14 protein-coding genes are annotated in these 14,709 nt (G+C 65.5%); 6 read left to right on the forward strand and 8 right to left on the reverse strand.

The window, feature by feature from the left end; all coding sequences use genetic code 11:
* Positions 1–156: 156 nt before the first annotated feature.
* On the reverse strand, positions 157–2,199 hold the full coding sequence (locus ALC15_RS09960; RefSeq protein ID WP_347336283.1) for a TonB-dependent receptor: 2,043 nt from the start codon (positions 2,197–2,199) through the stop codon (positions 157–159).
* Between the two features lie 165 nt (positions 2,200–2,364).
* Between ALC15_RS09960 and ALC15_RS44550 the strand changes: the two genes are divergently transcribed.
* A complete protein-coding gene (locus tag ALC15_RS44550; protein ID WP_210168584.1) occupies positions 2,365–2,649 on the forward strand; it encodes a hypothetical protein in 285 nt (94 codons plus the stop codon).
* A gap of 303 nt (positions 2,650–2,952) precedes the next feature.
* On the opposite strand, the gene ALC15_RS09965 is transcribed toward ALC15_RS44550, so the two are convergent.
* Genes ALC15_RS09965 through ALC15_RS09975 form a run of 3 tightly spaced genes read right to left on the reverse strand, consistent with a single transcriptional unit; the run spans position 2,953 to position 6,047 of the window.
* A complete protein-coding gene (locus ALC15_RS09965) occupies positions 2,953–3,627 on the reverse strand; it encodes an RraA family protein (RefSeq protein WP_050627103.1) in 675 nt (224 codons plus the stop codon).
* Between the two features lie 32 nt (positions 3,628–3,659).
* Positions 3,660–4,685 (reverse strand): amidohydrolase family protein, encoded by a 1,026-nt coding sequence (locus tag ALC15_RS09970; protein WP_050627104.1) that lies wholly within the window; start codon positions 4,683–4,685, stop codon positions 3,660–3,662.
* A gap of 33 nt (positions 4,686–4,718) precedes the next feature.
* On the reverse strand, positions 4,719–6,047 hold the full coding sequence (locus ALC15_RS09975) for an MFS transporter (protein ID WP_050627105.1): 1,329 nt from the start codon (positions 6,045–6,047) through the stop codon (positions 4,719–4,721).
* A gap of 201 nt (positions 6,048–6,248) precedes the next feature.
* On the opposite strand from ALC15_RS09975, the gene ALC15_RS09980 reads away from it, so the two are divergent.
* Positions 6,249–7,184, forward strand: a complete 936-nt coding sequence (locus ALC15_RS09980; RefSeq protein WP_050627106.1) for a LysR substrate-binding domain-containing protein — start codon at positions 6,249–6,251, stop codon at positions 7,182–7,184.
* 247 nt (positions 7,185–7,431) lie between these two features.
* Positions 7,432–7,761 carry a hypothetical protein gene (locus tag ALC15_RS09985; RefSeq protein ID WP_050627233.1) on the forward strand — a complete coding sequence of 110 codons (330 nt, stop codon included), beginning with the start codon at positions 7,432–7,434 and terminating at the stop codon, positions 7,759–7,761.
* A 9-nt stretch (positions 7,762–7,770) separates the two neighbouring features.
* Here ALC15_RS09985 and ALC15_RS09990 read toward each other — a convergent pair whose 3' ends face one another.
* Together ALC15_RS09990 and ALC15_RS09995 are read right to left on the reverse strand one after the other, a co-directional pair.
* Positions 7,771–8,484 (reverse strand): type 1 glutamine amidotransferase, encoded by a 714-nt coding sequence (locus tag ALC15_RS09990; RefSeq protein ID WP_050627107.1) that lies wholly within the window; start codon positions 8,482–8,484, stop codon positions 7,771–7,773.
* An 85-nt stretch (positions 8,485–8,569) separates the two neighbouring features.
* On the reverse strand, positions 8,570–9,544 hold the full coding sequence (locus ALC15_RS09995) for a hypothetical protein (RefSeq protein WP_050627108.1): 975 nt from the start codon (positions 9,542–9,544) through the stop codon (positions 8,570–8,572).
* 407 nt (positions 9,545–9,951) lie between these two features.
* On the opposite strand from ALC15_RS09995, the gene ALC15_RS10000 reads away from it, so the two are divergent.
* A complete protein-coding gene (locus tag ALC15_RS10000; protein ID WP_050627109.1) occupies positions 9,952–10,491 on the forward strand; it encodes a cytochrome b in 540 nt (179 codons plus the stop codon).
* Positions 10,492–10,506: 15 nt separating this feature from the next.
* Here ALC15_RS10000 and ALC15_RS10005 read toward each other — a convergent pair whose 3' ends face one another.
* Positions 10,507–10,995, reverse strand: a complete 489-nt coding sequence (locus tag ALC15_RS10005; protein ID WP_050627110.1) for an Lrp/AsnC family transcriptional regulator — start codon at positions 10,993–10,995, stop codon at positions 10,507–10,509.
* A 126-nt stretch (positions 10,996–11,121) separates the two neighbouring features.
* Between ALC15_RS10005 and ald the strand changes: the two genes are divergently transcribed.
* Positions 11,122–12,237: an alanine dehydrogenase gene (ald, locus tag ALC15_RS10010; RefSeq protein ID WP_050627111.1), complete on the forward strand. Its 1,116-nt coding sequence runs from the start codon at positions 11,122–11,124 to the stop codon at positions 12,235–12,237.
* Positions 12,238–12,370: 133 nt separating this feature from the next.
* Here ald and ALC15_RS10015 read toward each other — a convergent pair whose 3' ends face one another.
* Positions 12,371–13,159, reverse strand: a complete 789-nt coding sequence (locus tag ALC15_RS10015) for an IclR family transcriptional regulator (protein WP_050627112.1) — start codon at positions 13,157–13,159, stop codon at positions 12,371–12,373.
* A gap of 145 nt (positions 13,160–13,304) precedes the next feature.
* Here ALC15_RS10015 and leuC point away from each other — a divergent pair, with 145 nt between their 5' ends.
* Entirely contained in the window at positions 13,305–14,708 is a 1,404-nt protein-coding gene (gene leuC / locus ALC15_RS10020) for a 3-isopropylmalate dehydratase large subunit (protein ID WP_050627113.1), read from the forward strand.
* Position 14,709 lies beyond the last annotated feature (1 nt).

Below are 14,709 nucleotides of genomic sequence, written 5' to 3' on the forward strand. Positions count from 1 at the left end.
GGAGGGTTGGGGTGGGGCTCTCTCCGCGAGTCACATTGCGGATAGAGCCCCACCCGGATCGCATCTTTCGATGCGATCCGACCTCCCCCGCAAGCGGGAGAGGTGCAGCGAGTTCGCATCACGGGATCGCTTTAACTGACTTGATGACGCGCTAAACTAAAACTTCGCCCTGATGCCGGCATAGGCGGCGAGCGGCATGCCGGGCACGAAGGCGCGGGGATCGCTCAGCTGCGCCATCAGGTTGGCGCCGCCTCCGGCGCTGACAAAGCCGCCGGTCTGATAGAATGCGCCGCTCAGATAGTAATGCTGGTTGAACACATTGTTGATCAGGCCGAACACCTCGATGTTCTTCGTGACCTGGTATGACGTGTGGAGATTGACGACCGAGTAGGCCGGCACCTTCGGGCTCTGGTTGGTGTCGTCATGGATCAGCCACTGGCTGCCCACGACGTTGAGGTCGGCGCCGACCTTCCAGGCATCGGTGACGTTGTAGTCGACACCGGCCTTGAAGCGGTGCGCGGGAATGCCGGGGATGTGGTCACCGGGAGTCACGTTGACAAATTGCGCGCCGCCGTCGCTGGTCAGCGCGTTCGGATTGTTCGGCGAGGACAGCGTGATCGCGCTTTGATAGGTCGCGTTGACATAGGTGTAGTTGGCGTAGGCGCTCCATCGATCGATGCGATAGTCGAGCTTGGCCTCGATGCCCTGGCGCAAGGTCTGTCCGGCGTTCTGGAAGTATCCGAAATTGTTGACGCCGAGCGGGCTCGCCACCTGGATGATGTCGTCGTCCGACAAGGTGTGGAACGCGCCCAGCCCCCAGCTCAGCACGCCTGTCCTGGCATCGCGACCCCAGCTGCCGCGCAGGCCCGCCTCGACGGTGTGCGACACCACCTGCTTGAGCGGCGGGTCGGCCACCAGGAAGGTGTCGATCATGCAGGGATGGTTGGGATCGGAGCAGCCGAGCTCGAGCGGCGTCGGCGTGCGGTTGGCTTCCGAATAGCCGGCATAGGCGGTGAGGTTCGGCGTGATCTTGAAGGTGCCGCCGATCACCGGGTTGAAGCGCTGGAAGCGGTTGCTGCTGTTGAGCAGGTCGTTGGTGCCGGTCTGGTCCTTCAGATCGATCTGGGCGTAGTTGAAACGCCCGCCCGCGGTCACCGAGAACCTGTTGGTCACGTCGAACGTGTCGGTGAGGTAGACGCCGGTGTAGGTGTTGGTGGCGCGCAGATCGACCGGGCTGAGGCCTGCGTCGGGCTGGTTGATGAAGACGCCGGTGCCGGTGACGAACAGGTTGTTGGGATCGATCGTGCCGAGCTCGCTGGTCGCCGTGAACTTGGTGTTGCCGTGGTCGACGCTGACACCCATCACGACGTGGTTGTCGTGCCCGAACAGCTGGTCCGAATTGGTCAGCTGCGCGGTGCCGCCGTAGCTGTTGGTCGCGGCCCGGTTGCGGTCGATTTCGCCGAGGAAGGCGTTGCCCAGCGTGTTCGGAACCGAGGGGCCTCCTGCGGGGCCGTAAATCGGAAGGTCGTCGCCGATACACAAGGTCGTGGGATCGTCGCATGGCGCAACGTCGGTGCCGTTGCCATCGACGTGGGTCTGCCGGAAGCCGCGGAAGTAGGCGTTGCCCTGGAACGACCAGGTGTCCGAGAAATTGTGGCTCAAGGTGGCGTTGACAAAGGCGAGCTGCAGCAGCGTCGATTGCGGCCAGGTGTAGACGCTGGACCAGCGCTGATTGAGCATCTCGACCGGCGTTGCCGCGACATTGCCGAGCAGGTTGCTGGCGCCGGTGAAGTTGACGTGGAATTCGGTCTGGTCGTTGCGGGCGCCGACGTCGATATACATCCGGTTGATGTGCGACGAATTGGCGTAGTCGCGCCAGCCGCGATCGTAAGCGGACTCGAACGCCGCATAGGCGGAGATGTTGTCCCTCTGGCCGCCGGCCTGCACGCTGCCCTGCACGCGACCGTTGGAGCCACCGAACAGTTCGGCCTCGGAACCCTGATAGGTGAAGCCGTTCTTCATCTGGATGCTGAGCGCGCCGCCGATCGCGTTGAGGCCGAAGATGGGATTGTTGGGGACCAGCGAAACCCGGTCGATGGCCTTTTCCGGGATGAAATCCCAGTTGACCACGTCGCCCCAGGATTCGTTGATGCGGACGCCGTTCTGGTAGACCGCGATGCCCTGCGGCGTTCCCTGCACCGGCGAGGCGACGAAGCACGATAATCAAGCGTGCGCTGGAACGGGTTGCCGGTCTGATCGGTGAGCGTGACGCCGGGCAGCTTGCGATTCACCGAGTCCAGGAAGTTGGTCGAATAGTTGCGGCTGAAATCGGCCGAGGTCAGCACCTCGGTGTTGGACGGGACCTTGTCGCGGTCGAGCAGGCTCGAGTCGCGGTCGGACGGGCTCGGAACGCCGGCGCCGCCCTCAGGCGCCGCCGCGGTCTGTGCCGGCGCGGCCCGGGTTCGGGCGGTCCGCGAAGGCCGCGCCACCGGCTTGGCGGCGGGCTTGATGCTGCGCGTGCCCGACAGCGGCGAGGGAGCAATCACGGTGACCGGCGGCAGCTCAGCGGGAGCGGGGGTCTGGGCGCCCGCGGCCAGCGGCGCTGCGGCTCCGATGGCGGTGAGCACGGCCGCAGCGCCGCGCGTGTAGGCCGAAGAAGACAGAAATCGTGTTGCCGCGCGCAACAACGCACCAGCCATGACGCCCACCCATTGTCGCGGTTCGGCTTTTTATCCCCGACGAACCCTGGCGTTGAGACTGCGGGAGCGGTGGAGCTTTGGCAAATGAGATGTGTCCCGGAGGTTCGGGATTCTTTTCCATCGGTCATCGGGAAAAATTCCCGATGCCCCGCGGGCGGGTGCGCGTAGCCGATACGGGCGGTGATTTCGGTCCAATTTGCGCGGATTGGTGCCCAAGAGGCAGGCATTCCTGCCCCCTGGGATCGATTCGAAGTCAGTCCTTGAACTCGCAGCCGAGCCGCTGCAGCGCCTCATCGACCCAGCGGCGGTCGCTGGTGCCGGCGAGGATCTGCTGGATGGCCTTCTCCTCGGTCGCCTTCTTGGCCTCGGTCAGCTTGCAGATCGCCTCGGCTTCGTCATGGGGCACGCAGAGCACGCCGTCGTCGTCGGCGACGATGAGATCGCCGGGCTCGACGATCATGCCGTCGATCGAGATGGCGCAATTGATCTCGCCCGGGCCGTCCTTGTAGGGCCCCCGATGGGCGACGCCAGCGGCGAATACCGGGAACGAGCCGGCGCGGATCGCGCCGGCATCGCGGATCGAGCCGTCGATCACGAAGCCCGCCACGCCCTTCTTCTCGGCCAGTGTCGACATGATCTCGCCGATGATGGCGTTGACCAGCACGCCGCCGGCATCGACCACGATGACGTCGCCGGGCTGGGCCAGGTCGATCGCCTTGTGCACCATCAGATTGTCGCCGGGCCGGGTCTTCACGGTCAGCGCCGGGCCGCCGAGCCAGCCGCCCTTATGCATCGGCCGCAGCCGGTTGGTGCCCGCGATCCGCGACATCACATCGCTGATATTGGCGACCGGAAGCGTGCGGTAGCGCGCGACCAGGTCGGGCGAGACTTTCCGCTTCGCCTTGTGAATTGCAAATCCTATGGCCATCGGTTTTCTCCGGGGTCTGCTTGAGCGCGGGTTCAGTGCGCGCGGCGGTCGAGATGGGCGTTGAGGCGAGGATAGACGCGGCGGGCATTGCCTTCAAAGATCTTGGCCTTGTCCTCGGTGCTGAGCGGCAGTGCGTCGATATAGCGGCGGGTGTCGTCGAAGTGATGCCCGGTTTCGGGATCGATGCCGCGGACCGCGCCGACCATTTCGGACGCAAACAGGATGTTCTCGACCGGGATCACCCGGGTCAACAGCTCGATGCCGGGCAAATGATAGACGCAGGTGTCGAAGAACACGTTCTTGAGCAGATGCTCCGACAGCGGCGGCAGCTTCATGTCCTGCGCGAGGCCACGGTAGCGGCCCCAGTGATAGGGCACCGCGCCGCCGCCATGCGGGATGATGAAGCGCAGGGTCGGGAAGCGCTTGAACAGGTCCGAGGTCAGGAACTGCATGAAGGCGGTGGTGTCGCCGTTGAGGTAGTGCGCACCGGTGCCGTGGAAGCAGGGATTGCAGGACGAGGAGACGTGGACCATCGCCGGCACGTCGAGCTCGACCATCTTCTCATACAGCGGATACCACCATTCGTCGGTCAGCGGCGGATCGCACCAATAGCCGCCGGCCGGATCGGGGTTAAGGTTGCAGCCGACGAAGCCGAGCTGGGTCACGCAGCGCTCCAGCTCCTCGATGCAGTTCGCAGGCTTGGCGCCAGGGCTCTGCGGCAGCTGGCAGACGGGGACGAAGTTCTGCGGGAACAGCGTGCAGACCCGGTGCACCAGATCGTTGCAGATCGTGGTCCATTCGCGGCTGGTCGCTTCCTTGCCGACATGATGCGCCATGCCGGCGGCGCGCGGCGAGAAGATCGTGACGTCGGTGCCGCGCTCCTTCTGCAGGCGAAGCTGCGCGCCCTCGACGCTGGAGCGGATCTCGTCGTCGGTGATGCCGAGATTGGTGGTGAGCGGCCGGCGCGATTTGTCGGCGAGGCCGGCGAGCTGCTTGTCGCGGAAGATCTGCAGCTTGGCCGGCTCGGTGGTGTAGTGGCCGTGACAATCGATGATCATGGTTGCGTCCTTATTACGTCCTTGGCAGGGGTGTCAGTGGGTGACGGATGACGGGATCGCGCCAGTCAATTCCGTCTCGCGCGGCTTGACGCGCATGGTGGCGGCGATGGCTGAGGCGACGAACAGGAAGCCGGCGATGCCGACCAGCGCCCAGGAGAAGCTTCCGGTGGAGTCCTTGATCAGGCCGATGCACCACGGCCCGATCAGGCCGCCGAACTGCGCCAGCGTGTTGACCATGGCGATCGACGCTGCGCCGGCCGCGCCGGTCAGCAGCGAGGCGTTGATGCTCCAGAACAGCGGATTGCCGGCGTTGAGGCTGAAGCCGACGATGCAGAGGAATACGAAGGCCAGCACCGGGCTCGCGACATAGGCGCTGCCGAGCATCGCGACCGCGGCGAGCAGATAGACCGCCGCGAGATGAAACTTGCGATCGCCTGTCCTGTCGGAGCTGCGGCTGACCACGATGGTGCCGACGACGCCGAGCAGCGGCGGGATTGCCGAGAGGAAGCCGACCTGGATGTTGCTGAGATCGCCCATGCCCTTGATGATCTGCGGCAGCCACAGCAGCAGGCCATAGATGCCGACCAGCGCGCAGCCGAACAGCGCGGCCAGCAGCCAGACCCTGATATCGAGGACGCATTCGATCAACCTGTGCTGCCCCTGTTGCTCGATCTCGGCCCGCTCGGCGGCGAGCTCGCCCTCCAGCCAGGCGGCCTGCTCCTTGGTCAGCCAGCTCGCCTTGGCCGGGCGGTCGGTCAGATAATAGAGCGTGAACAGGCCGAGCAGAATGGTCGGCACGCCCTCGGCGATGAACATCCATTGCCAACCATGCAGGCCGGCGGCGCCGTCGAGGAAAGTCATGATGCTGGTCGAGATCGGCCCGCCGGCTACGGCCGAGAACGAGCCGGCGATGATGTAGCCGGCAACCGCCCGGGCGCGATAGCGCGAGGGGAACCAGTAGGTCAGGTACAACACCACGCCCGGCATGAAGCCGGCTTCCGCGACGCCGAGGCCGAACCGCATCACGTAGAGGCTGAGCGGATTCCAGACAAAGGCGGTCAGCGCCGCGACGAGGCCCCAGGTGATCAGGATCCGTGCCAGCCAGATCCGGGCCCCCAGCCAGTGCAGCATCAGATTGCTCGGCACCTCGAGCACCATGTAGCCGAGGAAGAAGATGCTGGCCGCGAAGCCGAAGATCGCGGGGCTGAGGCCGAGGTCCTTGTTCATCGTCAGCCCGGCGTAGCCGAGATTGATGCGGTCGAGGTAGTTGAAGAACATCATGACAAACAGGATCGGGATCAGCCGCCAATAGACGCGGCGGATGGTTTGCTGTTCCAGCTCGCTGACGGACGCTTGGCCCATTGGAATCCTCCCTTGCTTTTTGTTATCGCGCCCGTGATCCGAACCGGGCGGAACGCCTGCTATTCGCGGCGATTTCGCATGGCTGACCGGCTGCGCGTGTTGCCCCTTGGAGCATCCGCGTTTTGGCGCCAAGATCGGGAAACGGTCCTGGGAGGTCAAATACCGCTTTGACCCGTCACTTATAGGGAATCGGAATAAGCGATGGACTACAGGCAGCTTCGCTACTTCATCGCGGTGGCCGAGGAGCTCAGCTTCAGCCGCGCCGCCAAACGGCTGCATGTCAGCCAGCCGCCGCTCAGCACGCAGATCAAGGCGATGGAGGAGGAGCTCGGGACGCAGCTGCTGTCGCGGACGCGGCGTGCCGTCGAGCTCACCCAGGCCGGCCAGTTGCTGCTGGAGCACGCGCGCCGCGCCGTCAGCGAGCTCGACCTCGCGTCGGAGACCGTGCGCCGTGCCGCGCGCGGCGAGGCCGGCGCGGTCCGCGTCGGCTTCACGGATTCCGTTCCGATGCTCGACATGTTTGCCGAGCTGTTCCGCAGTTTCCGCGCCAGCTATCCGCGGGTGAAGATCGAGCTGCGGCACATGTCGACGGCGAAGCAGCTGCAGGCGCTCGCCGACGCCGAGCTCGATGTCGCGATCATGCGGCCGCCGCTTGACTTCCGGCCGGCTGCCGATCTGCAGGTTCATGTCGTCTGGCGCGACCGGCTGATGGTGTTCCTGCCGACCGATCATCCGCTCGCCGCCGCACCCGGCAAGCTCAGCGTTGCCGATCTTGCGGAGCACGAATTCGTCGGCATGGTCGAGAGCGGCTGCGGCGTCGGCGACCAGGCGGCGATGCTGTGCCGCCGTGCGGGCTTTGCCCCGCGTATCGCGCAGGAGGCGCACGAACTGCGCACCGTGCTTAGCCTCGTCGCGGCAGGGATCGGGCTTTCGATTCTACCGTCCTGCTATCAGCATGCCGGCGTTATGAACGTCGTCGCGAAAGCGCTGGACACGCTGGATGCCGAGAGCCGGATGCTGGTGGCAATGCGCTCGAACGCCTCGCTGCTGCCTCGCCGGTTCGTCGAATGCGCGTTGCAGGCGGCATCGCGCAGTGCGCCGCCGCTCGTTCCCGAGGTTGCCGCAGTCAGCCGGTGATCGAGCTGCGGTACGGCTTGAGCCGTACTGCGCACCCGACTTTCGTCGGCAGTAGTCTTCCGGAATGCGGTCTGGCGCTGCTTTTGCATACTTCAAGGGCAGGTGCTGGGGCGCCGATTCGTCGCGTTCTTGCCTGCGACGGCAATGTCGCGGACAAACAGGAGTGATGTGCGCCCGCAGCGGAATCGAGATCTGCGGAGATGAGACCATGCACGCCATCACGCGTGCGGCACTGCTGCTTGGGACGATGTGGTTGACATCCACGATGTGGATGACATCGCCGACCCTGGCGCGCGACGACGGCCGCTACGCCAATTCACCTTTAAAGCCCTGGTTCGAAAGCCTGCGCAGCAGCTATGGGCAATGCTGCTCGGACGCCGACGGATCTGTTGTCGCCGATCCCGACTGGGAGTCGGATCACGGGCATTATCGCGTCCATATCGACAATGAATGGGTCGTTGTGCCCGATGAGGCCCTGATCACCGAGCCGAACAAGGTCGGGCGCACCATGGTGTGGAAGCACTATATCGACGGCCATCCGCGCGTGCGCTGCTTCATGCCGGGCAGCATGACCTGAGGTATTGTCTCACACAGGCGTTCGGCGCGTGAGGAAGCGCGTCACGCCGCCGCCGAGCGCGGCGTGGTCGAGCGGCCCGGCGAGCGAGGCCTTGGCGGTGTCGACCACGGCGTCCGGGGCGAGGCCGCGGCGCAGGTCGCACAACGCATCGGCATAGTCGGCGGTGAATTCCGGATGCGGCTGCACCGACAGCGTCGTGCCGTTGGCATAGAGCAGCCCGGCATGCGGCGTGAAGGCGGACGACATGATGGTGCGCGCGGAGGCGGGCGGGGTGATCACCTGGTCCTGATGCGAGGCGGCCACCGCGATCGTCTCGCCCTCGAGCAGGCCGTTGTCCGGTGCCAGTTGATAGATGTGCCGGCCGATGCCCCAGCCTTTCTCCGACTTACGCACCGTGCCGCCGAGCGCCTGCGCAATCAGCTGATGGCCGAAGCAGACGCCGACCATCGGAACATGCCTGTCATGGGCTATGCGCACGAAGGCTTCGAGCGGCGCGATCCAGGCGACGTCGTCATAGACGCCGGCCGCCGATCCCGTGATCAGGATCGCATCCAAACTGGCCGGATCCGGCAACGTCTCGCCCTTGGCGACGCTCACGACGTCGCAGGTCACCGACGGATCTGAATTGGCCACCATCCGCTCGAACATCTGCGGATAGCTGCCGTGGCGCTCGCGGAACTGCGGGCTGACGAGCCCGGTCTCGATGATGGTGATGCGGGGCATGAAACGCGCTGACGGAGGGGCGGGGATGCTCCTGCCTTTACTCCGAAAGCGCTCGCGGCCACAAGCCGCGCGCGGCTTGCTTCGATCAATTCTGCGACGGCGCCGCCGCGTCGATCGTCGCGGTGTGCTGCGCTGCCGATGCTGTGCCGGCGATCGCCGGTGACGTCGCCACGATTGCCGGTGCCGTGCTGACGATCGCGGGCTCGGTGCGGTAGCGCGGCAGCTGATCCTCGAGCGAATAGCCGACGCAGAGCGCGAGGCTCGACCACACCGCCATGCTGAAATACAGCGACATCCAGGCGATCTCCTCGCGCCACTCGGCGATGTCGTGGGTCACGACCCAGCGCCGGCTGACATCGCGCAGGCCGTCGAGCGGATGCAGCAGCGTGCCGCCTGCGGCGAGATTGGCGCGCCAGCGGTTCAGGTACATCGGGACGTCGACGGTCATCAGGAAGGCGAGGAAGGCGGCGATGCCGACGATCGCTGTGATGAAGGCCCAGCGCACCGGACCGTGAAACTCCGGCAGCAGCCGGCACAGCGCGATCCCGACCAGGAAGAACACCACGGCCCAGATCGAGTTCTCGATCGCGTTGCAGAGATAATGCGTGGTCAGCACCGCATACCAGGAGAAGCATTCCGCGATCACGATCAGCGGCACGATGATCCAGGCGATATTCACGGTGGTCTCGGCGCCGGTCATGGTGCCGAGCTGATGCAGGATGATCGCCCATTGCGCGGCGAAGCAGACCTCGGCGACGGTGGCGACGGTGCGGCCCACCATGACGCTCGACAGCCAGTGGTCGAACAGGCAGATGCGCTGTACGTCGGCGCGCGGCAGCACCGAACGGAAGGCGCAGCCGAACACATAGGCCGCGCACAGCAGCATCATCAGGCCGATGCCGGAGGTGTTGCTGAAGCTGCCGTTCGACTGCTCATGGAACTGGCGGTACAGCGCGAACCAGATCGCGATGTTGACGGCGCTGACGAAGCTCAGGAAGCCCCACCACCGGACCACTGGATTTGACCAAGCCAGCGAAACCGGCCGCGCCCGCCACTCCATGCTCATTCACCGCTCCGCGTGTAACCGAACTGATATTGAACTGTAGTAATTCTGTCATAGAAGGCCGCGAATCACGACTAAAAAATGCGTGTGGCGCGGGCCGGGCGGCTACGGGATTGTGACAGCGTTTGTGACAGCGCGGCGTTTGTGACAGTGAGCGGCGGCGCGCCGATTGTGACAACGCGCAACCCGCCAAACCCCTCTCTCGTCATTCCGGGCCTGCGTGCTGCGCACGCATCCCGGAATGACGGTGGAGGGAGACGGGCTACCCAGGTTCACGATCGTGATCGAATGTGACACTCGCGGCGGGTAGGCAGGCCCGGCCCGATCCTCTACAGAACGGCTTCCTCTTTCGGGCCGAACCCGCACGGGCTGGCTTCATGTGAAGGCACCCTGTGACGACGGACATGACGGCCAGCTACGACCCGCTGCTGCGCAGGATTCATTGGGCGACAGCGGTGCTGTTCATCGCCGCGATGTTGATCGGGCTGTATTGCGGGCTGCAGCCGGCCGGCACGTCGCCGCGGCGCGAACTGCTCGAGGTGCACAAGTCGCTCGGCGTCACCTTGTTCTTCCTGGCGATCCTGCGGCTGATCGTGCGCGCCGCGACTACGGCGCCGCCAGAGCCGGGCTCGTTCTCGCCGCTGGTCAGGATCGCGGCACGGCTCAATCACTGGGCGCTCTACGCCATCCTGTTCGTGATGCCGGTGACCGGATACATGTTCTCGTCGGCCGGCGGCTACTCGCTGCGCTATTTCTGGACCTTCAGCTGGCCGCGCCTGTTCGCCGACAACAAGGCGGTGGCGGAGGCGGGCGAGCTTGCACATGGCCTGCTTGCCTGGTTCGTCTATGCGGCGGTCGCACTGCATATCGCCGCGACGCTGTGGCATGTTCTCGTCAAGAAGGATGAGACGCTGGCGCGGATGTGGCCGCGTGCGAGCCGCTGACGCCGCGATTGGCTTTCAGCCGCGCAGCGCGGTCTCGGGAATGGTGCGGCGGACTACCTCGCGCATCGCGAAGCTGGAATGGATGCGCGCGACGCCCGGCATCCGCGACAGATGCTGCTTGTGGATGCGCTCGAAGTCGGCGATGTCGCGGGCGATGACCTGCAGATGATAATCGTCGCTGCCCGACATCAGATGGCACGACACGACGTCGGGACAGCGCGCGATCGCGGCCTCGAAGGCGGCGAGATAATCCTCGCTCTGCTTCTCCAGCGTGATGGTGACGACGACGGTCGTGACGAGGCCAAGCGCCGACGGTTCGAGGTCGACGCGGTAGCCGCGGATCACGCCGATCTCCTCGAGATGGCGGATGCGCCGCGCGCAGGCGGTCGGCGACAGCCCGACCTTCTCGGCCAGCTCGATCTGACTGGCGCGGGCATCAGTGACCAGCTCGGCGAGGATTCTGAGATCGATACGATCGAGACCGTCCACGCAGTTTTCCTTCATTCGCTGAGCTTGCCGTGAAGGATATGAGCGTATTTGGCTGTGATCAAGCCGGAATTCGCTGAGAAACGCCGTGTGACGGGGCATAGCCTTGTGGTTGGCGGAAACCAATTTTGCAAGGAGCGGACTATGCGCGTCGGCGTGCCCAAGGAAATCAAGATCGAGGAGTATCGGGTCGGGCTGACGCCGGCCTCGGTGCGGGAATATGTGGCGCATGGCCATGAGGTCGTGGTGCAGCGCGGCGCTGGCGACGGCATCGGGGCCGGCGACGACGCCTATACCCAGGCCGGCGCACGGATAGCCGACACCGCCGAAGAGGTGTTCTCCGTCGCCGAGATGATCGTCAAGGTGAAGGAGCCGCAGCCGTCGGAATGGATCAGGCTGCGCGAGGGACAGATCCTGTTCACCTATCTGCATCTTGCGCCCGACGTGCCGCAGACCGCGGGGCTGATCGCCTCCGGCTGCACGGCGGTCGCCTATGAGACCGTCACCGACGCGCATGGCGGGCTGCCGCTGCTGGCGCCGATGAGCGAGGTCGCCGGCCGCCTTGCGATCGAGGCCGCGGGCGCCGCGCTGCGCAAATCCGCCGACGGCATGGGCAAGCTGCTCGGCGGCGTGCCGGGCGTTCCGCCGGCGCGGGTCGCGATCATCGGCGGCGGCGTGGTCGGCACCCATGCGGCGCGGATGGCCGCAGGCCTCGGCAGCGACGTCACCATTCTCGATCGCTCATTGCCGCGCCTGCGTGCGCTCGACGACCTGTTCATCGGTCGCGTCCGCACCCGTTACGCCACACTGGAAGCGATCGAGCAGGAAGTCTTCGCGGCTGACGTGGTGATCGGTGCCGTGCTGGTGCCGGGCGCCAGCGCGCCCAAGCTGGTTTCGCGCGCGCAGCTCGCAGGCATGAAGCGCCGCGCGGTGCTGGTCGACGTCGCGATCGATCAGGGCGGATGCTTCGAGACCTCGAAGCCGACCACGCACCAGGCGCCGACCTATCTGGTCGACGACATCGTGCATTATTGCGTGGCCAACATGCCGGGCGCCGTGCCGGTGACCTCGAGCCACGCGCTCAACCACGCCACCTTGCCGTTCGGCCTGGCGCTGGCCTCGAAGGGACTGCGCGCGCTGGTCGAGGATCCGCATCTGCGCGCCGGCCTCAACGTCCATCGCGGCCGCATCACCAACCGCGCCGTCGCCGAGAGCCAGCATCTCGCGGCCGTGATGCCGGAGGAGGCGCTGGCGTCGTAACTCTTGCGAGCCCTCGCAATTTCTCCCGTTGTCGTTCCGGCTCCCGGGCGCAATTGCGCACCAGGCCGGGACGACATCGAACGTGTTGTGCAGTCGCGTAGCCATCCGCACGATGCCTACAGCTTTCGAGAAGTCATTTCTCGACGAACCTCGACCCGGCTCCATCTGCCAGTTCCTTCAGCCGGCTTTGCATCACTTCAATGATGTGCTCGCGCTTCGCCGCAATTCGCTCGATTGGGCCGCCGATGCCGATCGCCAGCGGAGCGCGTCGCTTTGGCAGCGGAACAAGCATGCCGATCGTGCTTGCACCTGGCGTCGTGCGGCCGCCCGACTCGGAGAAGCCGCGGCGGCGAATGCGCTCGATCTCCTCGAGAAAGGCCGCTTCGCGAACCCGCGCCGGCTGACTCGGCTCCTCGGCATTGTTGCGACGGATAATGCCGCGAATCCTGGTGTTCGGCATTTGGCTCAGCAGCACGTGACCGAGCGCGGTCCGAACCATCGGCCGTATTTGACCGGCATGCGCCGTGTACTGAAGCTGAGAGCCGCCGGGGACAACGTGCAGATATCGCATCCCGGCGGCGCCGGTCTGTTGCCCGAGCATGACGGTTTCGCCGCCCGTTGCGGTCCAGAGTTCCTCCATCAGATCGGTCAGCTTCTTGTCACGGAAGGGAGAACGACGGATCCAGTCACCGAGCAGATTGACCCGGTAGCTCGGGATGAAGCGCCGGGTCTTCCGCTCGTATTCGAGGTAGTTCAGTTCTACGAGGCTGCGCAGCAACACTGACGTGCTCGATTGGGGCATTCCCAATGCGGAAGCAATTTCAGTCATGGAAGCAGCCCGCTTCGTTTCCCGGAAGAACTCCAGAACTGCAAACGTCCGCATGGCCGATTTGACAATCGCCGTCTTACTCGCGTTCGGCATGGCTGTCTCCGCGGCGGGGCGGATCCCGCGCCTCCTTCACATATGTGATGTTAGGCCGGAACCGCTTCACTTGACGAGAACTTTGGCACAGATTGGCGCCAATTAGATCAAGCCCCATGGAAACGCACAGAGCAGGGGAAGGCGGATGCCCGGCCGAAGTTTGCTCGAGAAGATCTGGGATCAGCATGTCATCGCCCGTTTGAGCGAGGACACCGATCTCCTTCATATCGATCGCCATCTGCTGCACGATCTCGGCGGCTCGCGCGGCCTGCTCGATCTCAAGGGCCGAGGCCTCAAGGTTCACAATCCCGAACTGACGTTCGCGACGCCGGATCACGCATTGTCGACGGCGCCCGGCCGCGCCGGGACCAGCAAGATCGGCATGGAATTGCTGGCCGCGCTGCGGGTCGAGACCGCGGCGAGCGGCATCAAGCTGTTCGATGTCGATCAGCCTGGCCAGGGCATCGTCCATGTCATCGGGCCCGAGCTCGGCCTCAGCCTGCCGGGCGCGACGATCGTCTGCGGCGACAGCCACACCTGCACCCATGGCGGTCTCGGCGCGCTCGCCTTCGGCATCGGGTCGAGCGAACTCACCCATGTGCTGGCGACGCAGGCGCTGATCCAGAAGCGTCCGAAGACGCTGCGCGCGCGCTTCGAGGGCAAGCTGCCGCTCGGCGTCACCGCCAAAGACATGATCCTGGCGCTGATCGGGCAGATCGGCGCGGCCGGCGGCACCGGCTACGCGGTCGAATATGCGGGGAGTGCGATCCGCGCGCTGCCGATCGAGGGAAGGCTCACGATCTGCAATCTCTCGATCGAGCTCGGCGCCAAGATGGGCATGGTGGCGCCGGACGAGAAGACCTTCGAATTCCTGCGCGGCCGTCCCTATGCGCCGCAAGGCGAGATGTGGGACCTCGCGGTGAAGGCGTGGCGCGAACTGCCGAGCGATCCCGACGCGGTGTTCGACCGCGAGGTCGTGATCGACGTCGAGAAGATCATCCCGCAGGTGACCTGGGGCATCAGCCCCGAGCATGTCGTCGGCGTCGACGGACGGATTCCTGATCCGAAGACCGTGGACGATCCGGCGCGTCGCGCCGCGATCGAAACCGCGCTCGAATATATGGGCCTGCAGGCTGGCGCGCCGATCGCCGGCACGCCGGTAGACTGGGTGTTCATCGGCTCCTGCACCAACAGCCGCTTAAGCGATCTCCGTGCCGCGGCCGAGGTCGCACGCGGCCGCAAGGTCGCCGCCGGGGTCCGCGCCTGGGTGGTGCCGGGCTCGGAGAACGTCAAGCGCGAGGCGGTCGCCGAAGGGCTCGACAAGATCTTCATCGAAGCCGGCTTCGAGTGGCGCGAGCCGGGCTGCTCGATGTGCCTTGCCGCCAATGGCGAGGTGGTGGCGCCCGGGCAGCGCTCGGTCTCGACCTCGAACCGCAACTTCGTCGGCCGGCAGGGGCCGCGGGCGCGGACGCACCTGGCAAGCCCCGCGAGCGCGGCGGCCTCGGCCATTGCCGGCGCGATCGCCGATGTCAGGATGATGGGGCGCTGAT

The organism is Bradyrhizobium viridifuturi, from assembly GCF_001238275.1.
Lineage (GTDB): Bacteria > Pseudomonadota > Alphaproteobacteria > Rhizobiales > Xanthobacteraceae > Bradyrhizobium > Bradyrhizobium viridifuturi.